This is a genomic window from Rhodococcus sp. MS13 (genome assembly GCF_013277835.1).
GTDB lineage: Bacteria > Actinomycetota > Actinomycetes > Mycobacteriales > Mycobacteriaceae > Rhodococcus_F > Rhodococcus_F erythropolis.
Genome location: NZ_VBTL01000009.1, coordinates 337,478 through 354,054, shown reverse-complemented (window position 1 = coordinate 354,054; position 16,577 = coordinate 337,478). Strand labels below are relative to the sequence as shown.

Annotated in this window: 23 protein-coding genes; 11 read left to right on the top strand and 12 right to left on the bottom strand. The window is 63.9% G+C overall.

Going from position 1 to position 16,577, the window contains the following annotated elements:
* Positions 1 to 14: 14 nt before the first annotated feature.
* From FEZ59_RS19105 to FEZ59_RS19095, 3 genes are all read right to left on the bottom strand, one after another.
* Entirely contained in the window at positions 15 to 650 is a 636-nt protein-coding gene (locus FEZ59_RS19105) for a GNAT family protein (protein WP_007727523.1), read from the bottom strand.
* A gap of 21 nt (positions 651 to 671) precedes the next feature.
* Positions 672 to 1,931 carry a gephyrin-like molybdotransferase Glp gene (gene glp / locus FEZ59_RS19100; protein ID WP_003946353.1) on the bottom strand — a complete coding sequence of 420 codons (1,260 nt, stop codon included), beginning with the start codon at positions 1,929 to 1,931 and terminating at the stop codon, positions 672 to 674.
* A 125-nt stretch (positions 1,932 to 2,056) separates the two neighbouring features.
* Entirely contained in the window at positions 2,057 to 2,968 is a 912-nt protein-coding gene (locus FEZ59_RS19095; RefSeq protein WP_019744725.1) for a UTP--glucose-1-phosphate uridylyltransferase, read from the bottom strand.
* A 59-nt stretch (positions 2,969 to 3,027) separates the two neighbouring features.
* Here FEZ59_RS19095 and FEZ59_RS19090 point away from each other — a divergent pair, with 59 nt between their 5' ends.
* The 4 genes from FEZ59_RS19090 (at position 3,028) to mscL (ending at position 5,375) form a co-directional block, all read left to right on the top strand.
* The gene (locus FEZ59_RS19090) at positions 3,028 to 3,606 is read left to right on the top strand and encodes a 5-formyltetrahydrofolate cyclo-ligase (RefSeq protein ID WP_172933039.1); all 579 of its coding nucleotides are present in this window, start codon (positions 3,028 to 3,030) and stop codon (positions 3,604 to 3,606) included.
* A gap of 111 nt (positions 3,607 to 3,717) precedes the next feature.
* Positions 3,718 to 4,029: an FmdB family zinc ribbon protein gene (locus FEZ59_RS19085; protein ID WP_003946378.1), complete on the top strand. Its 312-nt coding sequence runs from the start codon at positions 3,718 to 3,720 to the stop codon at positions 4,027 to 4,029.
* A 77-nt stretch (positions 4,030 to 4,106) separates the two neighbouring features.
* Positions 4,107 to 4,853 (top strand): SAF domain-containing protein, encoded by a 747-nt coding sequence (locus FEZ59_RS19080; protein WP_069146405.1) that lies wholly within the window; start codon positions 4,107 to 4,109, stop codon positions 4,851 to 4,853.
* A 99-nt stretch (positions 4,854 to 4,952) separates the two neighbouring features.
* Positions 4,953 to 5,375 (top strand): large conductance mechanosensitive channel protein MscL, encoded by a 423-nt coding sequence (gene mscL / locus FEZ59_RS19075; RefSeq protein WP_019744728.1) that lies wholly within the window; start codon positions 4,953 to 4,955, stop codon positions 5,373 to 5,375.
* A gap of 60 nt (positions 5,376 to 5,435) precedes the next feature.
* Here the strand turns inward: mscL and FEZ59_RS19070 are convergent, their stop codons facing one another.
* From FEZ59_RS19070 to FEZ59_RS19030, 9 genes are all read right to left on the bottom strand, one after another.
* Positions 5,436 to 5,612: a hypothetical protein gene (locus FEZ59_RS19070; protein WP_019744729.1), complete on the bottom strand. Its 177-nt coding sequence runs from the start codon at positions 5,610 to 5,612 to the stop codon at positions 5,436 to 5,438.
* A gap of 6 nt (positions 5,613 to 5,618) precedes the next feature.
* Positions 5,619 to 6,116, bottom strand: a complete 498-nt coding sequence (locus tag FEZ59_RS19065; protein ID WP_176720912.1) for a MogA/MoaB family molybdenum cofactor biosynthesis protein — start codon at positions 6,114 to 6,116, stop codon at positions 5,619 to 5,621.
* Positions 6,117 to 6,196: 80 nt separating this feature from the next.
* Positions 6,197 to 7,681 (bottom strand): trypsin-like peptidase domain-containing protein, encoded by a 1,485-nt coding sequence (locus FEZ59_RS19060; protein WP_172933038.1) that lies wholly within the window; start codon positions 7,679 to 7,681, stop codon positions 6,197 to 6,199.
* Positions 7,682 to 7,907: 226 nt separating this feature from the next.
* Positions 7,908 to 9,287 carry a HAMP domain-containing sensor histidine kinase gene (locus FEZ59_RS19055; RefSeq protein WP_020908630.1) on the bottom strand — a complete coding sequence of 460 codons (1,380 nt, stop codon included), beginning with the start codon at positions 9,285 to 9,287 and terminating at the stop codon, positions 7,908 to 7,910.
* A gap of 65 nt (positions 9,288 to 9,352) precedes the next feature.
* Positions 9,353 to 10,039 carry a response regulator transcription factor gene (locus FEZ59_RS19050; RefSeq protein ID WP_003946387.1) on the bottom strand — a complete coding sequence of 229 codons (687 nt, stop codon included), beginning with the start codon at positions 10,037 to 10,039 and terminating at the stop codon, positions 9,353 to 9,355.
* A gap of 70 nt (positions 10,040 to 10,109) precedes the next feature.
* Positions 10,110 to 10,721, bottom strand: coding sequence for a trimeric intracellular cation channel family protein (locus tag FEZ59_RS19045; RefSeq protein ID WP_003946409.1), 612 nt, complete (start codon positions 10,719 to 10,721; stop codon positions 10,110 to 10,112).
* A gap of 18 nt (positions 10,722 to 10,739) precedes the next feature.
* Entirely contained in the window at positions 10,740 to 10,913 is a 174-nt protein-coding gene (rpmF, locus tag FEZ59_RS19040; RefSeq protein ID WP_007727540.1) for a 50S ribosomal protein L32, read from the bottom strand.
* Positions 10,913 to 11,167 (bottom strand): type B 50S ribosomal protein L31, encoded by a 255-nt coding sequence (locus FEZ59_RS19035; RefSeq protein ID WP_019744731.1) that lies wholly within the window; start codon positions 11,165 to 11,167, stop codon positions 10,913 to 10,915. Before FEZ59_RS19035 ends, rpmF begins: the two co-directional genes overlap by 1 nt.
* Positions 11,164 to 12,417, bottom strand: coding sequence for a GTP-binding protein (locus FEZ59_RS19030; RefSeq protein WP_172933037.1), 1,254 nt, complete (start codon positions 12,415 to 12,417; stop codon positions 11,164 to 11,166). Before FEZ59_RS19030 ends, FEZ59_RS19035 begins: the two co-directional genes overlap by 4 nt.
* Before the next feature lie 104 nt (positions 12,418 to 12,521).
* Here FEZ59_RS19030 and rpmB point away from each other — a divergent pair, with 104 nt between their 5' ends.
* The 7 genes from rpmB to FEZ59_RS18995 all read left to right on the top strand — a co-directional run bounded on the left by rpmB (position 12,522) and on the right by FEZ59_RS18995 (position 16,566).
* Positions 12,522 to 12,758 (top strand): 50S ribosomal protein L28, encoded by a 237-nt coding sequence (gene rpmB / locus FEZ59_RS19025; protein WP_172933036.1) that lies wholly within the window; start codon positions 12,522 to 12,524, stop codon positions 12,756 to 12,758.
* Positions 12,759 to 12,762: 4 nt separating this feature from the next.
* Positions 12,763 to 12,927: a 50S ribosomal protein L33 gene (rpmG, locus tag FEZ59_RS19020; protein ID WP_019744734.1), complete on the top strand. Its 165-nt coding sequence runs from the start codon at positions 12,763 to 12,765 to the stop codon at positions 12,925 to 12,927.
* Between the two features lie 2 nt (positions 12,928 to 12,929).
* A complete protein-coding gene (gene rpsN, locus FEZ59_RS19015; protein WP_019744735.1) occupies positions 12,930 to 13,235 on the top strand; it encodes a 30S ribosomal protein S14 in 306 nt (101 codons plus the stop codon).
* A gap of 9 nt (positions 13,236 to 13,244) precedes the next feature.
* On the top strand, positions 13,245 to 13,502 hold the full coding sequence (rpsR, locus tag FEZ59_RS19010) for a 30S ribosomal protein S18 (RefSeq protein ID WP_003946414.1): 258 nt from the start codon (positions 13,245 to 13,247) through the stop codon (positions 13,500 to 13,502).
* 129 nt (positions 13,503 to 13,631) lie between these two features.
* A complete protein-coding gene (locus FEZ59_RS19005; protein ID WP_019744736.1) occupies positions 13,632 to 14,567 on the top strand; it encodes an AEC family transporter in 936 nt (311 codons plus the stop codon).
* Positions 14,568 to 14,586: 19 nt separating this feature from the next.
* Positions 14,587 to 15,051: a hypothetical protein gene (locus tag FEZ59_RS19000; protein WP_007727550.1), complete on the top strand. Its 465-nt coding sequence runs from the start codon at positions 14,587 to 14,589 to the stop codon at positions 15,049 to 15,051.
* Between the two features lie 153 nt (positions 15,052 to 15,204).
* Positions 15,205 to 16,566, top strand: coding sequence for an NAD(P)/FAD-dependent oxidoreductase (locus tag FEZ59_RS18995; protein ID WP_029536859.1), 1,362 nt, complete (start codon positions 15,205 to 15,207; stop codon positions 16,564 to 16,566).
* The last annotated feature ends 11 nt before the right edge of the window (positions 16,567 to 16,577 follow it).

The window sequence follows — 16,577 nt, the reverse complement described above, 5'->3', positions numbered from 1 at the left end:
TGGCGCCGTATTGGTCACACCCACGAAGCGCGTCCGGACCGCACCAATCTGTCGACGACGGTGGTGGGTACTTCCTCGATGGTCATTCCGACCAGAAGATGATCACGCCATTGGCCGTCGACATCGAGATAGCGCTTGAGAAGACCTTCCTCCCGGAACCCAACATTTCGTAGGACTGCGCGACTCGACGCGTTCTCCGGCCGAACGGTCGCCTCCACTCGATGCAGACCGACCTTCGAGAATGCGTGATCGAGTGTGAGCGCCACGGCCGCTGTGGCTACGCCCCCACCGGTGACGTGCGAGGCGACCCAATAGCCCACCCAGGCGGACCGCAGAGCGCCGCGCACGACATTTCCGATGGTGACCTGCCCGCAGTACTTCCCGTCGAGTTCGATCACCAAGGGAAGGATCCGGCCCTTGCGCGCCTCGGAGCGAAGATTCCCGCACAGGGACGGCCAGACAGTGATGTGGTGGCGAGCATCCCAGGGCGACTCTCCGGTGGGCTCCCACGGCTCCAGGTGCTCGCGATCGCGAATGCGGAGGCGACTCCACACAGCAGCGTCACGGAGCTTCACGGGGCGGACGGTCACCACTCCCGCGGGCACTCGCAGTGGGCCGAGATCTTCCGGCCATCCTGGATGGACTGACATCACACCCCACTCGGGTCGGCGTTACCCACGTTGGGCGAGAAAAGCTACGTCGACTTCTTCACCGATGTGCACTTCGGTGACGTCTCGATCGACAAGAACCAAGCAATTGGCTTCCGCCAAGGTCGCGAGGAGATGTGAGGACGCACCGGGCGCACCCCCGAGTGCCTGCACCAGGTACTCCCCCGTCGCTTCGTCACGCATCAGCTGACCACGCAGGAAACCCTTGCGATCGGCAATCGACGTGATCGTTCCCACCGTGCGCGCCTTCACTACTCGCCGCATCGGTTGGCGGCGTCCGAGCGCGATTCTGATCAGCGGGCGAACCATGACTTCGAATACCACCAGTGCGCTGACCGGGTTGGACGGTAGGAGAAACGTCGGAACCTCGTCTCGTCCCAGCTTGCCGAAGCCCTGCACTGATCCCGGATGCATGGCAACGCGCTCCACCTCGAGTGTCCCCAGGTCGGCAAGCGCTTCACGAACCTCGTCGGACGCTCCGCCGCCCACGGCACCGGCGATGACAACGATTTCCGAGCGAATCAGCTGTCCCTCGACTACTTCGCGAAGACGGCGCGAGTCGTTGCCTGCGATTCCCACACGGTTGACGTCGGCGCCGGCATCGCGCGCTGCGGCGGCGAGGGCATACGAATTGACGTCGTAGACCTGACCAGGCCCCGGCGTGCGATCCACGTCGACAAGTTCTCCACCGACGCTGATGACGGAGAGACGCGGACGCGGATGGACGAGCACTTTGTCGCGACCGACCGCGGCAAGCAAACCGACCTGCGCGGCTCCGATGATGGTGCCTGCCCGAACGGCCACGTCGCCCGGCTGGACGTCGTCGCCTGCACGGCGAACGTAATCGCCCGAACGCACCGGCTCGAAGATCCGAACGCGAGCGCGACCACCGTCGGTGTTCTCGAGCGGAAGAACTGCGTCGGCCAGCGTGGGCAACGGCGCGCCCGTGTCGACTCGCACGGCCTGACGCGGTTGCAACCGGATCGGTTGGCGTGAGCCCGCCGTCACCTCGCCGACCACCGGCAAGCTGAGGTCCGTAGGCTCGCCGTCCTCGCCGCGGAGGTCGGCTCCAGCGCCGGCGACATCGACACTGCGAACCGCGTAACCGTCGATGGCAGCTTGATCGAATCCCGGCAATGGGCGTTCGGTCACCACTTCCTCGGCACACAGCAGTCCCTGCGCCTCCGAGATGGCGACCCGAACCGGACGGGGTGCCACTGCAGCAGCGGTAACCCTGGTCTGCTGCTCCTCAACCGACCGCATCTGGTCCGCGTCCTCCTGTGTCTGGAAATTCGGTGATATCCGTCAGCTCATGATGCCTTGCCTTCAAAAAGGGACAAGCACATTGATACTGCGTTATCGGGCGATCAACCACCGTGGCGACACGCTCAGCGGTCGAGCCGATCCGCGAGCCACTTACGCAAGGACGGACCGTAATCGTCGCTGTCGAGTGCCAGGTCAACCGAAGCGCGGAGGTACCCGCCGGGGTTGCCCAGGTCATGACGCGTTCCGCGGTGCACCACCACGTGAACCGGATGACCCTCGGAAATCAGGAGAGCGATGGCGTCGGTGAGTTGCAACTCACCGCCGGCTCCCGGCTTGATGCGACGAAGTGCGTCGAAAATCGCACGATCGAGCAGATAGCGACCCGCAGCGGCAAAGGTCGACGGCGCGTCTTCCACAGCCGGCTTCTCGACCATGCCGACGACCTTGAGGACGTCGGGATTGACCGCGTCGGGAACGATTTCGACGTCGAAGACGCCGTAAGCGCTCACTGCGTCCTTGGGAACGTCGATTGCACAGAGAACGGACCCGCCGCGCTTGGCCCGAACTCGCGCCATGATCTCCAGGACGCCACGCGGGAGTACGAGATCATCGGGCAGAAGGACCGCGATGGCATCTTCGTCGTCGTCGAGAACCGACTCGACGCAACCGACTGCATGCCCGAGGCCGAGGGGCTGCTCCTGAATCACGGAATCGACTTCGAGCAAACCCGGCGCTTTGCGCACCTTTGCCAGGGCAGCAAGTTTTCCGCTCGCTTCCAGCTTGCTTTCGAGCACGAGATCCTCGACGAAGTGCGCAACCACTCCGTCTTTGCCCGGGGACGTCACGATGACGAGCCGCTCGGCTCCCGAGTCCGCAGCTTCACCCGCCACCAGTTCGATACCCGGTGTGTCCACGACCGGCAGCAATTCTTTCGGAACCGTCTTGGTGGCAGGCAGGAAACGCGTACCAAGTCCGGCTGCGGGAACCACGGCCGTACGGAAGGCCCTCGTGCTGCTAGCGACAACGTCTGTCATGCCAACACCTTAGCCGCCGCTTGTTACCGCTCGGTCAGCACGACGAATATCGTTGCGGGGTGACACCTCAGACAAAAGCACAATGGCGACAAATCGCACTCGCAGCACGTGATGCAGTCTCCGAGCACACTCGAAATACGGAAACTGCGGCGTTGATCACGCACATACGTTCAGTGATTGTCGACGGCTCAACCGTCTGTGCGTACGTCCCCACCCGCACCGAACCAGGATCCACCGACTTGCTCGACGCCGTTGCCGAGATCGCGCAGCGTGTACTACTTCCGATCACCGGGGAACCCGGACCGTTGTCCTGGGTTCAATACAGCGGTGCCGACGGTTTACGCCCCGCGAAGTACGGCATTCGGGAGCCCGTCGGCCCCGTCCTACCACCGGAAACCCTGTCCGACGTGGAATGCATGCTGATCCCTGCTCTCGCGGTGGATCTTCGTGGAACACGCCTCGGCCGCGGCGCAGGCTTCTACGACCGGACGCTCGGGTCGGTCGGACCGCAGACTCGGCTCGTGGCAATTGTCAGAGACTCCGAACTCGTCGAGACCTTGCCTGCCGACGACCACGACATTCCGATGGGATGGGCATTGACGCCGAGCGGCGGTCTCACGCCGCTCCAAGGCGATTGATCTGCGGGAATAGATCCCTGATTAGCGCTGTTGGCACTGTCACTTGTAGAGTGCTAAAGGCTGCGGTGTAAATACGCGGCTGCTCGAACATCACAGTGCGGAGGAAGCCCGGTGCCCACCTACTCATACGCATGTACGGAATGTGACAACCGTTTCGACATCGTCCAGTCCTTCAGCGAAGATTCGCTGACGGTCTGCCCAGCTTGCTCAGGCAAGCTCCGCAAGCTGTTCAACTCTGTTGGCATCGTGTTCAAGGGCAGCGGCTTCTACCGCACCGACAGCCGCGGCGGCTCCGGGACTGCGAGCGAGCCCGCCAAGAGTGATTCGGCACCCGCTGCGAAGTCCGAGTCCAAGTCGGACTCCTCTTCGACATCGAGTTCGTCGACCAGCACGCCGGCGCCCGCGAAGGCTGCCGCAAGCTGATTTCCACAACCTCCGGGTTGTCCACAGTTTCACATCGTTAGGGCCGGAAGCACCGCTTCCGGCCCTAACGTGCATGAATGCCGTCAGCACGTTCTCGCTCGCCGAGGCGCTCCGATCCACTGCGCGCCCAGCTCGATCTCACCCCGAGCACCTTCGATCGCGTCGTCGAACTGACGCGCGGCACTCGGTTCCGCACGGCGACAGTCCGCAAGATCGCAGCCGTTGCCCTGGCAGCACTCGGCGTCGTTCTCTTCTTCCGAGGCGATCCCGCGACCGATACCGTCGCTGCAGTTGTCTCGAGTCGCGATCTCACTCCCGGACAGGTGATCGCGGATTCGGATGTCGAGATCCGAGAGATCGACTCGAAACAGCTTCCCGAAGGAGTTGTCTCCGATACCGACCTGGTAGTCGGGAGAACCGTTGCCGGCCCGATTCGCTCCGGAGAAACCGTCACCGACGTGCGCGTTCTCAGCCCACGGCTGGCCGGGTTGTCGGTAGGAACCGACGACGCCCGTATCGTCCCCGTTCGATTGGCCGATGCAGCCGTCGCGGACATGTTGCGCAGCGGGGATGTCGTCGACGTCCTGACCGTCGGCCCTGACACATCCCGCACTGACACATCCCGCCCCGACACACCCAACGAATCAATTGCCGACAAGGCCCCGCAGATTCTTGCGGCGGGAGCAGTAGTCGCTCTGGTCACCACGTCGGAAAGTACACGTAACCAGCAGGAACAGGTGATTCTGCTGGCTCTGCCGACACCGGCAGCCAACGTCGTTGCCGCGGCATCCCTGTCCAATGCGATCACCGTGACATTCCGCTGACCGCACAAAGCGTCCGAAGCTCCTCTAGGATTTTTCCAGTCGGTTCGGTATCAACGGACCATCTGGCACTTGCCATCGGAGACTCGAGGGGACACCGACATGCTCAAGGGATTCAAGGATTTCCTGCTTCGCGGAAACGTGCTCGACCTGGCCGTCGCAGTCGTCGTCGGCGCAGCCTTCACCGCCATCGTCACGGCATTCACCAGCAACATCATCAATCCGCTCATCGCCGCAATCGGCGGTTCAAACGAGTTGGGCTGGGGCCGCGAGATCATCTCCGGCAATCCGGAAACCTTCGTGAATATCGGCGCTGTGGTCACCGCGATCATCAACTTCATCATCATCGCGGCGGTCGTCTACTTCGTGCTGATCGTTCCCGCGAATGCGGCGAAGAAGAAGTTCGTCTCCGAGCCCGAGGACAAGGAAGCCAGCGAAACCGATCTGCTCATCCAGATCCGCGACATCCTCTCCGCCAATGCCGGTGGCGCCGACACAGGAGCCCACGCCAAGACGCTCGAATAGGCAGCGCTCACAGAACAAATCAGGCCCTCGGACATTGTGTCCGAGGGCCTGATTTACTTCTCAACCGCCGTGGTGCGGGGGCCGCTGACTGCGCAGCCAGTCGTCGTCCGAGGATCGCGAGGAACCTTCAGGCCCCCGCTCGTCCGACGTCGTCTCGGGAAAGACGTCCCCGAAGATGCGCGCCAGGCGCTTCTTGTCGACTGGCGGCTTCTTCGGGGTATCTGGTTGCTCCGACAAGCTGTCTCAGCCCTCGAGGCTGGACAGCTCGGCGATGACGTGACTCGCCAAAGCCGTCAGGGTTGCCATGCCGTCGCGAATTGCCGGCCTGGTCGACGCCAGATTGGCGACCACGGTGCTTCCCGAAACCCCGACGAGGCCGCGGGACAATCCTGCTTCGAGCGATCCGGCCGACAGACCGGAAGCGCGAAGTGCTTCGGCAATTCCCGGGATCTCGCGATCGAGAACCTCTGCGGTCACGTCGGGAGTGACGTCACGCGGGGATACCCCGGTACCGCCGACCGAGATCACGAGGTCGACGCCGCCGATGACTGCGGTGTTGAGAGCGTTGCGGATCTCCACTTCGTCGGCGGCGACGGCGACCGTCGCATCGACGAGAAAACCCGCTTCGTTCAGCAGTTCCGTAACCAGTGGACCGATGGAGTCGGTGTTGTCGCCGTGGGCTGTGCGATCGTCGACGATGACGACCAGAGCGCGGCCGGCCGATGTGGCTTCGAGTTCCATGACACCTACCGTAGTGTCCGATCCCGACGCCGTTGCGATCTGGCCGAAGATCGGGTCGATCGTCTGCTGATCGCCGAACATCATCGGCCGCCCTGCGCTGCCGCGGTTCCCAACGTGACGTCGACGGTTTTGGTCTGCCCGCCGTCGCTGTACGTGATCGAGACCTTGTCGCCGGGAGCATGTGAACGCACTGCCGCGATCAGCGAATCACCATCTGCGACAACACGATCGTCAACCTTGGTGATGACTGCACCCTTCGGGATACCGGCCTTGGCGGCCGGCCCGTCAGCAGTGACATCCATGACGGTTGCGCCGTCGGCATTGTCCTGCGACGGTACGGTCACGCCGATCATGGCTTGAGTCGCCTTGCCGGTCTTGATCAGTTCGTCGGCGACGCGGCGTGCCTGATCGATCGGGATGGCGAAACCGAGGCCGATGGAACCGCCCTGGGTACCCGACGACGCTCCGAGCGAGGCGATCGCCGTGTTGATGCCGATCAGCTGGCCGTCCATGTTGACGAGGGCGCCGCCGGAGTTGCCGGGGTTGATCGCTGCGTCGGTCTGCAGCGCGTCGATGACGGTGTTCTGGTTGCCGGACTCGCCGCTCGTGGACACCGGGCGATCGAGTGCGGAGATGATGCCTTCGGTGACCGTGCCGGCCAGGCCGAGCGGGGACCCGACGGCCACAACCTGCTGTCCGACCTGAACGTCGCCGGAGTTCCCGAGATCGATGGGGGTGAGATCGTTGCGGCCGTCGACCTTGATGACGGCGATGTCGGAGACGGGATCGGCACCGACAAGGGTGGCCGAGGCCTTGGTTCCGTCGGAGAACGCGACGCGAAGTTGCGCTCCCTGAGCACCGGCAACGTGGTTGTTGGTCAGGATCAGACCGTCGGAGGACAGGATGACACCGGAACCCTCACCGCCCTGTCCCTGCGCGGTGGCCACCTCGATCTGCACGACGCTCGGCACCACCTTCGAGGCAACGGCCTGAACCGAGCCGGCGGGAGCGTTGGACGTGTTGGTCGCAGTGGGCTTCGGAGCGTTCAGAGAGTTGGTGACCGTCGCGGTTCCACCGTTGCGGTCCGCGACGACGGCACCGACCACGCCACCGACACCACCACTGACCAGAACCAGCGCCAGAGCACCGGCAACCAGCGCCATGCGTCCCGACTTCGGCTTTGTGGTGGTCGAACCGGAGTTCGGCCCCTGCAGCGGTGCGGGGATCTGGTTGTGGCCGCCCGGACCGTTCGGGCCGCCGGGGCCACCAGGGTTGGGTGCGCCGTACGGGGTGCTCTGCTGGTACGCGGCCTCATGGGCACCGTGCGGGTGGCCGAAAGCCTGCGTGGGCTGCTGCGGCGCCTGCCCGAAGGCTTCGGTGGGTCGGCCTTCGGTGGGTCGGGCAAAGGATTCGGTCGGCTGGTACGGCTGCTGAGGCGCCTGCCCCTGAGGCTGCTGCGGCGGCACGGGAGGCTGCGCCTGAGGTGCTGTCGGCTGCGCTTGGGTGGTGGGCTCGCTGTTGGGCTGCTCGGGCCGGGTCGGCCCGACGTTACGGTCCTCGGTCATCGGCTCGCTTTCGTCTACGGTGACCACCGGACGGGCAGTCACAACTGTTCTGCCGACAATGCTGCCTTGCGCTGCTGAGAAGGCGCTGAGACGTGCCTGTCACTTTACCCAGAGTTCGACGTGAAAATCCGGTGTTGTCGGCTCGGCCCGAAAGACTCTCGGGCCGAACGCATTAACTCGTGACGTCAGTCACCGAAGCACGGGACCAACGGGTCTACAGAACACGCTACTCGGCGCTCGGCCCTGGTTCGCCGGGAAGCACGATACGAACAAGCGCTCCCCCACGATCGGATTCGTCGATCGCGATGGTGCCGCCGTGCTTGACGACGACCTGACGCACAATCGCAAGTCCCAGACCCGATCCCGGCATCGAACGTGCCGCGGTCGACCGGTAGAAACGATCGAACACCAACTCCCGATCCTCCTCCGGAATGCCAGGCCCCGCATCACTTACGGTCAATTCCAACAATCCTTGGCCGACCGGACGCATTTCGACGCGTACCTGTTCGCCCTTCGGACTCCATTTCGCAGCGTTGTCGAGGACGTTCAGCACCGCACGCGACAGGCCCGCCTGATCTCCGTAGACGTACCACGGAGTGGTGACCGCTTCGAACTCGATTTCGTTGCGCCTGCGCCGCGCTCGTTCGAGCGCACGCTCGACGACGTCGCTGACGTCTACGCGCTCGTACACGGTTTCGGGCGCGTCTTCGCGGGCCAGATCGACAAGGTCACCTACCAGAGTCGACAGTTCCTCGATCTGCGCGACGACGTCGGCACGAAGTTCCGCCATGTCCTCGTCGGGAATCTGCGGCGCACCGGGGCGACTGGACGCGATCAGCAATTCCATGTTGGTACGCAACGAAGTCAACGGTGTGCGCAACTCGTGTCCGGCGTCCGCGACGAGGCGCGACTGACGCTCACGGGACTCGGCGAGCGCCCGCAGCATCGTGTTGAAACTCTCTGTCAGGCGCGCTAATTCGTCGCTGCCGGTAACGGGGATCTGCGTCAGATCGTCGGTCCGTGCAACGCGTTCGGTGGCGGCAGTCAGCCTGGCGATGGGCCGTAAACCGGTGCGGCCCACGGTAGTACCCGCCACCGCAGCAAGTATGACGCCACACCCGCCGACCACGAAGAGCACCCAGGCCAGTCGGTCCAGTACTGCAACGGTCGGCGCGAGCCGCTGACCGATCACCAAAGTGCTTCCGTCATGGGTTCGTTGAGCAAGCACTCGCTGACCGTCGACGGTTCGCAGCGAAGAATCCGATTCGCCACGCGCTACGGCATCTTCGGCTTCACCGATCGGCACGTCGGAACCGGGCGGCTGGTACGTGCTCAGGTCCGAGAAGATCAGGGCCACACTGATGTCGGTGGTGTACAGCGTCGCACCGGAGATGTAGCGAGGATCGAATCGCACGACATTGCTGTCGATGAGCACCGCCGCCCTGGTACGCAACTGGTGATCGACGTCCGCGTAGAGCGCACGCGAAACCACCGCGTACGCCGCGATCGCCATGACTGCGACGGCAATGGCCACCACCGACGCAGCGAGGAGCGTCACACGCCAACGCAATGACACCGAACGGGTCAGTGGCATCGGCGGGCGCATTTCGACGGACGCTTGGGTGGTGGAGGATTTCTTCGGTTCGGCGTTCTTGCCGAACGGAGCGGTGATCACGGAGGCGTCTCCCGCAGGACGTAGCCGACTCCGCGGACAGTGTGGATCAACCTCGGTTCGCCGTCGGCTTCCGTCTTGCGACGCAGGTAGCCGACGTACACCTCGAGCGCATTGCCGGACGTCGGGAAGTCGTACCCCCACACCTCTTCGAGAATGCGTCCACGGGTGAGCACGCGACGCGGGTTGGCCATGAGCATTTCGAGGAGGGAGAACTCGGTGCGGGTCAGGCTGATCGATCGCTCTCCGCGCTTGACCTCACGGGTGACCGGGTCGAGGGTGAGGTCCTCGAAGGCCATCATTTCGGAATCGGCGTCCAGATCGGGCGCGGTGCGACGCAGTAGTGCACGCAACCTGGCAAGCAACTCTTCCAAAGCGAAGGGCTTGGGCAGGTAGTCGTCCGCTCCGGCATCGAGGCCGGCGACTCGCTCGCTGACCGAATCGCGGGCGGTGAGCACGAGGATGGGCAGGTCGTCGCCGGCACTGCGAAGACGTCGGCACACTTCGAGTCCGTCGAGTCGCGGCATCATGACGTCGAGCACGACGGCGTCTGGCCGGTTGGCGAGGATCTTCTCGAGTGCGTCGAGCCCGTCGACCGCGAGCTCGACCGTGTAGCCGTTGAAGCTGAGCGACCGCCGAAGCGACTCGCGAACCGCCCGGTCGTCGTCGACCACCAAAATACGCATACCGACAGTTTGGACTGAAGTGCTGAGATGCGGCTGAGAGGGTCCGATTCCGGCCTCCGGCGTGTCGCGGTCAGTCCCGGGTTCGCCTGGGCCCGGGCAGGCTCCAATGACGCCATAACGCAAGCAGTCTGAACACCGCGGCGAACGCCGTGCCGCACACCAGCGCGGCGTTGGTGGACAGTCCGGCTTGCGAGACTGTGACCACCAACGCAGCGCCGAGCAGTGCGGGAACCGCGTACAGGTCTTTGTGCAGAAGCAGCGGTACCTCGTTGACGAGGACGTCGCGGATCACTCCGCCGCCGATCGCCGCGGTCGCACCGATCAATGTCGCCGCCAGCGAACTGGCGTTGTTGTCCAGCGCGATGACGGCGCCGGTACTCGCGAACAAGCCCATCCCCAGTGCGTCGAGCGCCAGGATTTCACGACGCAGTCGATTGAGCGGCTCGTGTAGGTAGAACACGGCGAGTGAGGTGGCGGCGGCCGTTCCGAAGTACGGCCAACTGCTCAGCGAACTGGGCGGATGGACGCCGAGAAGGACGTCGCGGACGATACCGCCGCCGATGCCGGTGAACACACCCACCGAGCACACCCCGAAGATGTCGAGTCGCTTGGTGACGCCCACCAGGGCACCCGAGGCCGCGAACGCCACGATGCCCACCAGTTCGAGGATCCTCAGCAGCACCGGCCAAGGATCGCACGGTCAGATGCGGCTCGGGTCGATCACCCCGAGTCGAACTGCTTTGACCAGTCGCCGAGGAACCCGGTGGGTCTGGCCGAAGGCCGTGACCTCGACCAGATCGGGCGCCGTCGCCTTCCACTGGGCACGGCGACTGCGTGTGTTGGAACGCGACATTTTCCGCTTGGGAACGGCCATCAGAGTGCCTTGCGCTTTCCGTAGCGACGCTCGAACTTCTCGACGCGTCCGGCGGTGTCCATCACTCGTTGTGCTCCGGTCCAGAACGGGTGAGAGTCGCTCGTGACGTCGACGACCAACAGCGGGTATGTGCCGCCGTCTTCCCATTCGACGGTGCGGTCACTCGTCACGGTCGACCGGGTCAGGAAGCTCTTGCCGGTGCTGGCGTCCTGGAACACCACGGGGTGGTAGTCGGGGTGCATCTGCTTCTTCATTCGTTTCCCTCTCGCGTTGATTCGGTTTCGGCATAAGGTGATTCGGATTCGTCGCACGGGTCTTCGTGGAACTCTCCGAACGGGTCTTCCCAGGTGGTCCACGACGCTTCGTCGGCCAACTCCTCGTCGGTGACCAGGGCGTGCTGCAGTGTTCGGTCGATCTCGAGCGGGTTCGCACCGCACGTCAGAACGACCATCGAGGTGTCACGGTCGCCGAAACGCTCCTCCCATTTCAGGGCCGCGAGCGCACGGCGCTCGGCTGGAACGCGCTCGCGTTGCTGCGGCGTCATCGCGGCCAGCCAGGTGTCCGCGCTGGCAACTCGCAGGCCACCGCCCGCCGATTCGAGCCAGAGCGCTTCGCCCGGTTGCGTCGCCACCCAGACGCGCCCGCGGGAGTACACGACACCTTCGAGCAGGACGTCGATCGCCTCGTGCAGACGCTCGGGGTGGAACGGCCGGTTAGCGGTGAACTCGACGAGCATCACGCCGCCGTCGTCGTCGAGCGGCGGCTGACGACGCAACAGCGGTGAGTGAGCGTCGGCCAGCTCACCGCGTCGCGCATCCGCAGGCACCTCGAGGAGCAGTGCCTCGATGTCGTCTCCCTCATCGAAGACGGGTACCCGCGGAGCAATGCGCGCGAGAACCGCGTTCAAGCGGGACCGCTGCCAGCCGTCGAGTCCATCGGACCCGCGCAGTACGAGACCGTCGGCGAAGTCGACCTGCCCGACGATGACCTGAGCCAGGGTGCGGTCGTCGTCGAGAGCTTCGTCGCCGGTGGCGTCGGCAAGCCACGTCTGGGCGTCGATGCACGTCACAACAGCGTCGACGCGGACGTCACGCTGCGCCGGTCCGTCCAATTGGCCGACGACGCCCGTCACGACGACATGCTCGATCGCCCAGCACAGCGCTTCGGGTTCGAGTTGGCGGTCAAGCAGCAAGACGATCCGCTGGACCGAACTGTGCGAGTGAAGGCGACGCAGCAGCGGCAGCAAGTCTTCGCGCAGGGTGCAGGAGACGCAGCCGTGCGCGAGCTCGAGGATCGTCTCGCGTTCGGACACCGTGCCGGCAGACCCGGTGCCCCCGGTCATCGAGGTGACCGTCCGCCGGACCACCCCTTCACGGACGTGGCTCAGGTCGTGGTGAACCAGAACAGTTCCGGTTCGCAGCAACGCTCGTGCGGTGTGTGGAGTGGATTCGCTCATGCCGGCGACCAGGACCAGCGGAGTCCTGCCGTCCAGGATCGTGTTCACAGCGGGCCTTTCTGGGAATGATTGTCATTACCGAGGTTGAACGCTACATTGATCTCACCGCATTGTCGAAAACGATTGTCATCTGCAAGTTGAAAGGAACACCCATGTCGGCTCACTGCCAAGTGACCGGACGTGTGCCGGGGTTCGGAAAATCCGTCTCGCACTCCCACAAGCGTTCGAATCGTCGCTGGAACCCGAACATCCAGCGCAAGACATACGTATTGCCCAGCGAGGGTCGTCGAATCACGCTCACCCTCTCGGCCAAGGGCATCAAGACGATCGACCGCGACGGCATCGAATCCGTCGTCGCCCGGATCCGCGCGCGCGGCGAGAAGGTCTGAGCAGATGGCACGCAACGAGATCCGCCCGATCGTGAAACTCAAGTCCACGGCGGGCACCGGGTACACGTACGTGACCCGCAAGAACCGTCGCAACGACCCCGATCGACTCGTACTGAAGAAGTACGACCCCGTGGTGCGCAAGCACGTCGATTTCCGAGAAGAGAAGTAGGCATGGCCAAGAAGTCCAAGATCGCCAAGAACAACCAGCGACGGGTCATCGTCGAGCGATACGCGGAGCAGCGATCGGCGCTCAAGGAGGCAATCCGCTCCCCGAAAAGCTCACCCGAGGAGCGCGCGAAGGCCCAAGCGACCCTGCAACGTCTACCACGCGACGCCAGTCCGGTACGATTGCGCAATCGAGACGCTGCGGATGGACGTCCGCGCGGCCACCTGCGGAAGTTCGGGCTCTCCCGGATTCGCGTGCGAGAAATGGCGCACCGTGGGGAACTGCCTGGCGTACACAAGTCGAGCTGGTAAGGAAGTCGGATGGCAGTCAAGCGTTCACCGTCGAAGAAGCCACGCCCCGTAGAGGGTCGTAAGCCCAAGAAGAACCCGTTGTTCGCAGCGAAGATCACGCATGTCGATTACAAGGACATCAACTTGCTTCGCACGTTCATCTCGGACCGCGGCAAGATCCGCAGCCGTCGCGTCACGGGCCTGACCCCGCAGCAGCAGCGTCAGGTCGCCGTTGCAGTGAAGAACGCACGCGAAATGGCGTTGCTCCCCTTCACCGCCGCACGGTAGTCATACGTGCTCGGTAGTCACACGTAGAAGTACCGAAGAGGTCGCGCAGTCAATCGGCTGCGCGGCCTTTTTGTTGCCCGGACTAAGATTTCCCGAAGTTATTCATTCCAGTCGAGAGGTGCCCGCAGCGTGTCGGGAGTTGTTGCGGGTTTCACCGTCATTTTTGTTGTCATCGCGGTCGGGTATCTGCTCGGCCGTCTCGGCACCCTCGGTAGCCAAGGACAGTTCGTTCTCGGTCGACTCGTCTTCTTCGTCGCGACGCCTGCCCTGCTGTTCACCACCCTCGCGTCGTCCGATCTGTCGGTGATCTTCTCGCCGACGCTCGCGGTTGCGTCGGCTACTGCCTTTGCCGTCGGCGCTCTGTACGTCGTCGTTGCAAAGATCTGGCTCAACCGGCCGCTGCCCGAACTGACTATCGGCGCGCTGTCGGCGTCGTATGTGAATTCGGCCAACCTCGGAATACCGATCGCGGTGTTCGTGCTCGGCGATGCCACGTTCGTCGCGCCGCTCCTGCTCTTCCAGATCGTCGTGTACTCCCCGATCGCCTTGACGATCCTCGATCTCACGGCATTGCGGGGCGAAGCCGAAAAACTGTCACTGATCGACACTGTCACCGCTCCGTTCAAGAATCCGATCGTGCTCGCGGGCGCTGCAGGGTTGATCGTGGCGTTGATCGGTTGGGTACCGCCGAGACCCTTGATGCAGCCTTTCGAATTGATCGGCGCCACGTCGGTCCCCGGCGCACTGCTGGCATTCGGGCTCTCGTTGTACGGCGTACGAGTGCTCGAGAAGGGCTCCAGTCCGCGCCGCGACGTCGCGCTTGCGTCGACCCTCAAGATCGTCGTCCAACCGGTGCTGGCTTACCTGATGGCGCACTTCCTCCTCGGCATCGACGGCCATCAGTTGTTCGCCATAGTGGTCGTCTCGACGTTGCCGACGGCTCAGAACGTCTTCATCTATGCAAGCCGATATCGGCGCGGAATGGTCCTCGCCCGAGACAGCGCCTTTGTCACCACTTTGGCGTCGATACCGGCGATTGCGCTGGTCACGGCGCTACTCGCTTGAGCAGGGTTACGGTGGATTCATGCGTGTACTAACCCTCGCCGTTCTGGCCTGCCTTGCTGTGGCCGGATGCTCCGTCGGGGCCCAGACAACGGGGCCGGTTGCCGCGCCGAATCCGATGGCGGCCAACGAAGCAAGTCCCGCCGACTGGTCGCTCGGAACCCCCGTTCCCGACGAGGTCGACGACAGCGAGATGGGCACGGAGTTCGACAGCCGCACCGACATCGTGGGTGCGACGGCCACCATGTTCGAATCGTGGTCCGAGGTCGACGATCACACGGTGGCAGTCCACTTCGTGACCGGCACTCCGGAGTGCTACGGCGCGTACGCAACCGTCGAAGAGACTGATACGACGGTGATCGTCACGCTCCGAACCGGAGCATTGCCGGAGGCCGCGGACAAGATGTGCATCTTGGTTGCCGTGTTCGGCAGCCTGGACGTTCCGCTGAGCCGACCGCTCGGCGATCGCCACGTCATCAACGGCTAGCCGCGCCTAAACGGCACAAGATCACCGATCGAACACTCCGTTTCGTCAGGTGTGGTGTGCGTCTCGTCGGGACAGACTGAAAACCGACACCCGTTCACTCGCTCGTCGGCAGCTTTCGACTCGAGCGGTGCTCAACATGAAGGAGCTCGCAAAGTGCCTACTCTCCAGAGAGACGTTGCAATCGTCGGCGCCGGCCCCTCTGGCCTGGCAGCTGCAACCGCGCTGCGCAAGGCCGGTTTGACCGTCGCTGTGATCGAAGCGCGCGACCGCGTCGGCGGCCGCACGTGGACCGACACCATCGACGGAGCAGTTCTGGAAATCGGCGGCCAGTGGGTCTCCCCCGACCAGACCGCGCTGATCTCCTTGCTCGACGAACTCGGCCTGAAAACTTTCGAGCGCTACCGCGAGGGCGAGTCCGTCTACATCTCGTCGGCAGGTGAGCGGACGCAGTACACGGGTGATTCCTTCCCCACGAACGACACCACGAAGAAGGAGATGGACCGTCTCATCGACGAGATGGACGATCTCGCAGCACAGATCGGCGCCGAGGAACCGTGGGCACATCCCCTCGCCCGCGATCTCGACACAGTCTCCTTCAAGCAGTGGCTGATCAATCAGTCCGACGACGCCGAGGCACGTGACAACATCGGCCTCTTCATCGCCGGTGGCATGCTCACCAAGCCCGCCCACTCGTTCTCTGCCCTGCAGGCCGTACTCATGGCCGCTTCCGCAGGCTCGTTCTCCCACCTCGTCGACGAGGACTTCATCCTCGACAAGCGAGTGATCGGCGGAATGCAGCAGGTATCGATCCGCATGGCGGAGGCCCTCGGTGACGACGTCTTCCTCAACGCACCCGTGCGAACGGTGAAGTGGAACGAATCCGGTGCAACGGTGTTGGCGGACGGCGATGTTCGCGTCGAGGCAAGCCGAGTGATCCTGGCTGTACCGCCCAACCTCTACTCCCGGATCTCGTACGATCCCCCGCTGCCGCGTCGTCAGCACCAGATGCACCAACACCAGTCCCTCGGCCTCGTCATCAAGGTGCACGCGGTGTACGAGACGCCTTTCTGGCGCGAAGCCGGCCTCTCCGGCACCGGCTTCGGCGCGTCCGAGGTAGTGCAGGAGGTGTACGACAACACCAACCACGAGGACGATCGCGGCACCCTGGTCGCTTTCGTCTCCGACGAGAAGGCCGACGCGATGTTCGAGCTTTCCGTCAAGGAGCGTAAGGCCACGATTCTGGCCTCACTTGCCCGCTACCTGGGCCCGAAGGCCGAAGAACCGGTTGTGTACTACGAATCCGACTGGGGCTCGGAGGAATGGACCCGCGGTGCGTACGCGGCCAGCTTCGACCTCGGTGGCCTGCACCGATACGGCGCGGATTCCCGCACACCCGTCGGCCCGATCCACTTCTCGTGCTCCGACATCGCGGCCGAGGGGTACCAGCACGTCGACGGTGCTGTCCGGATGGGGCAGCGAACCGCCGCCGACATCATCGCCCGCAGCAAGGCCTGACGGCCACTTTG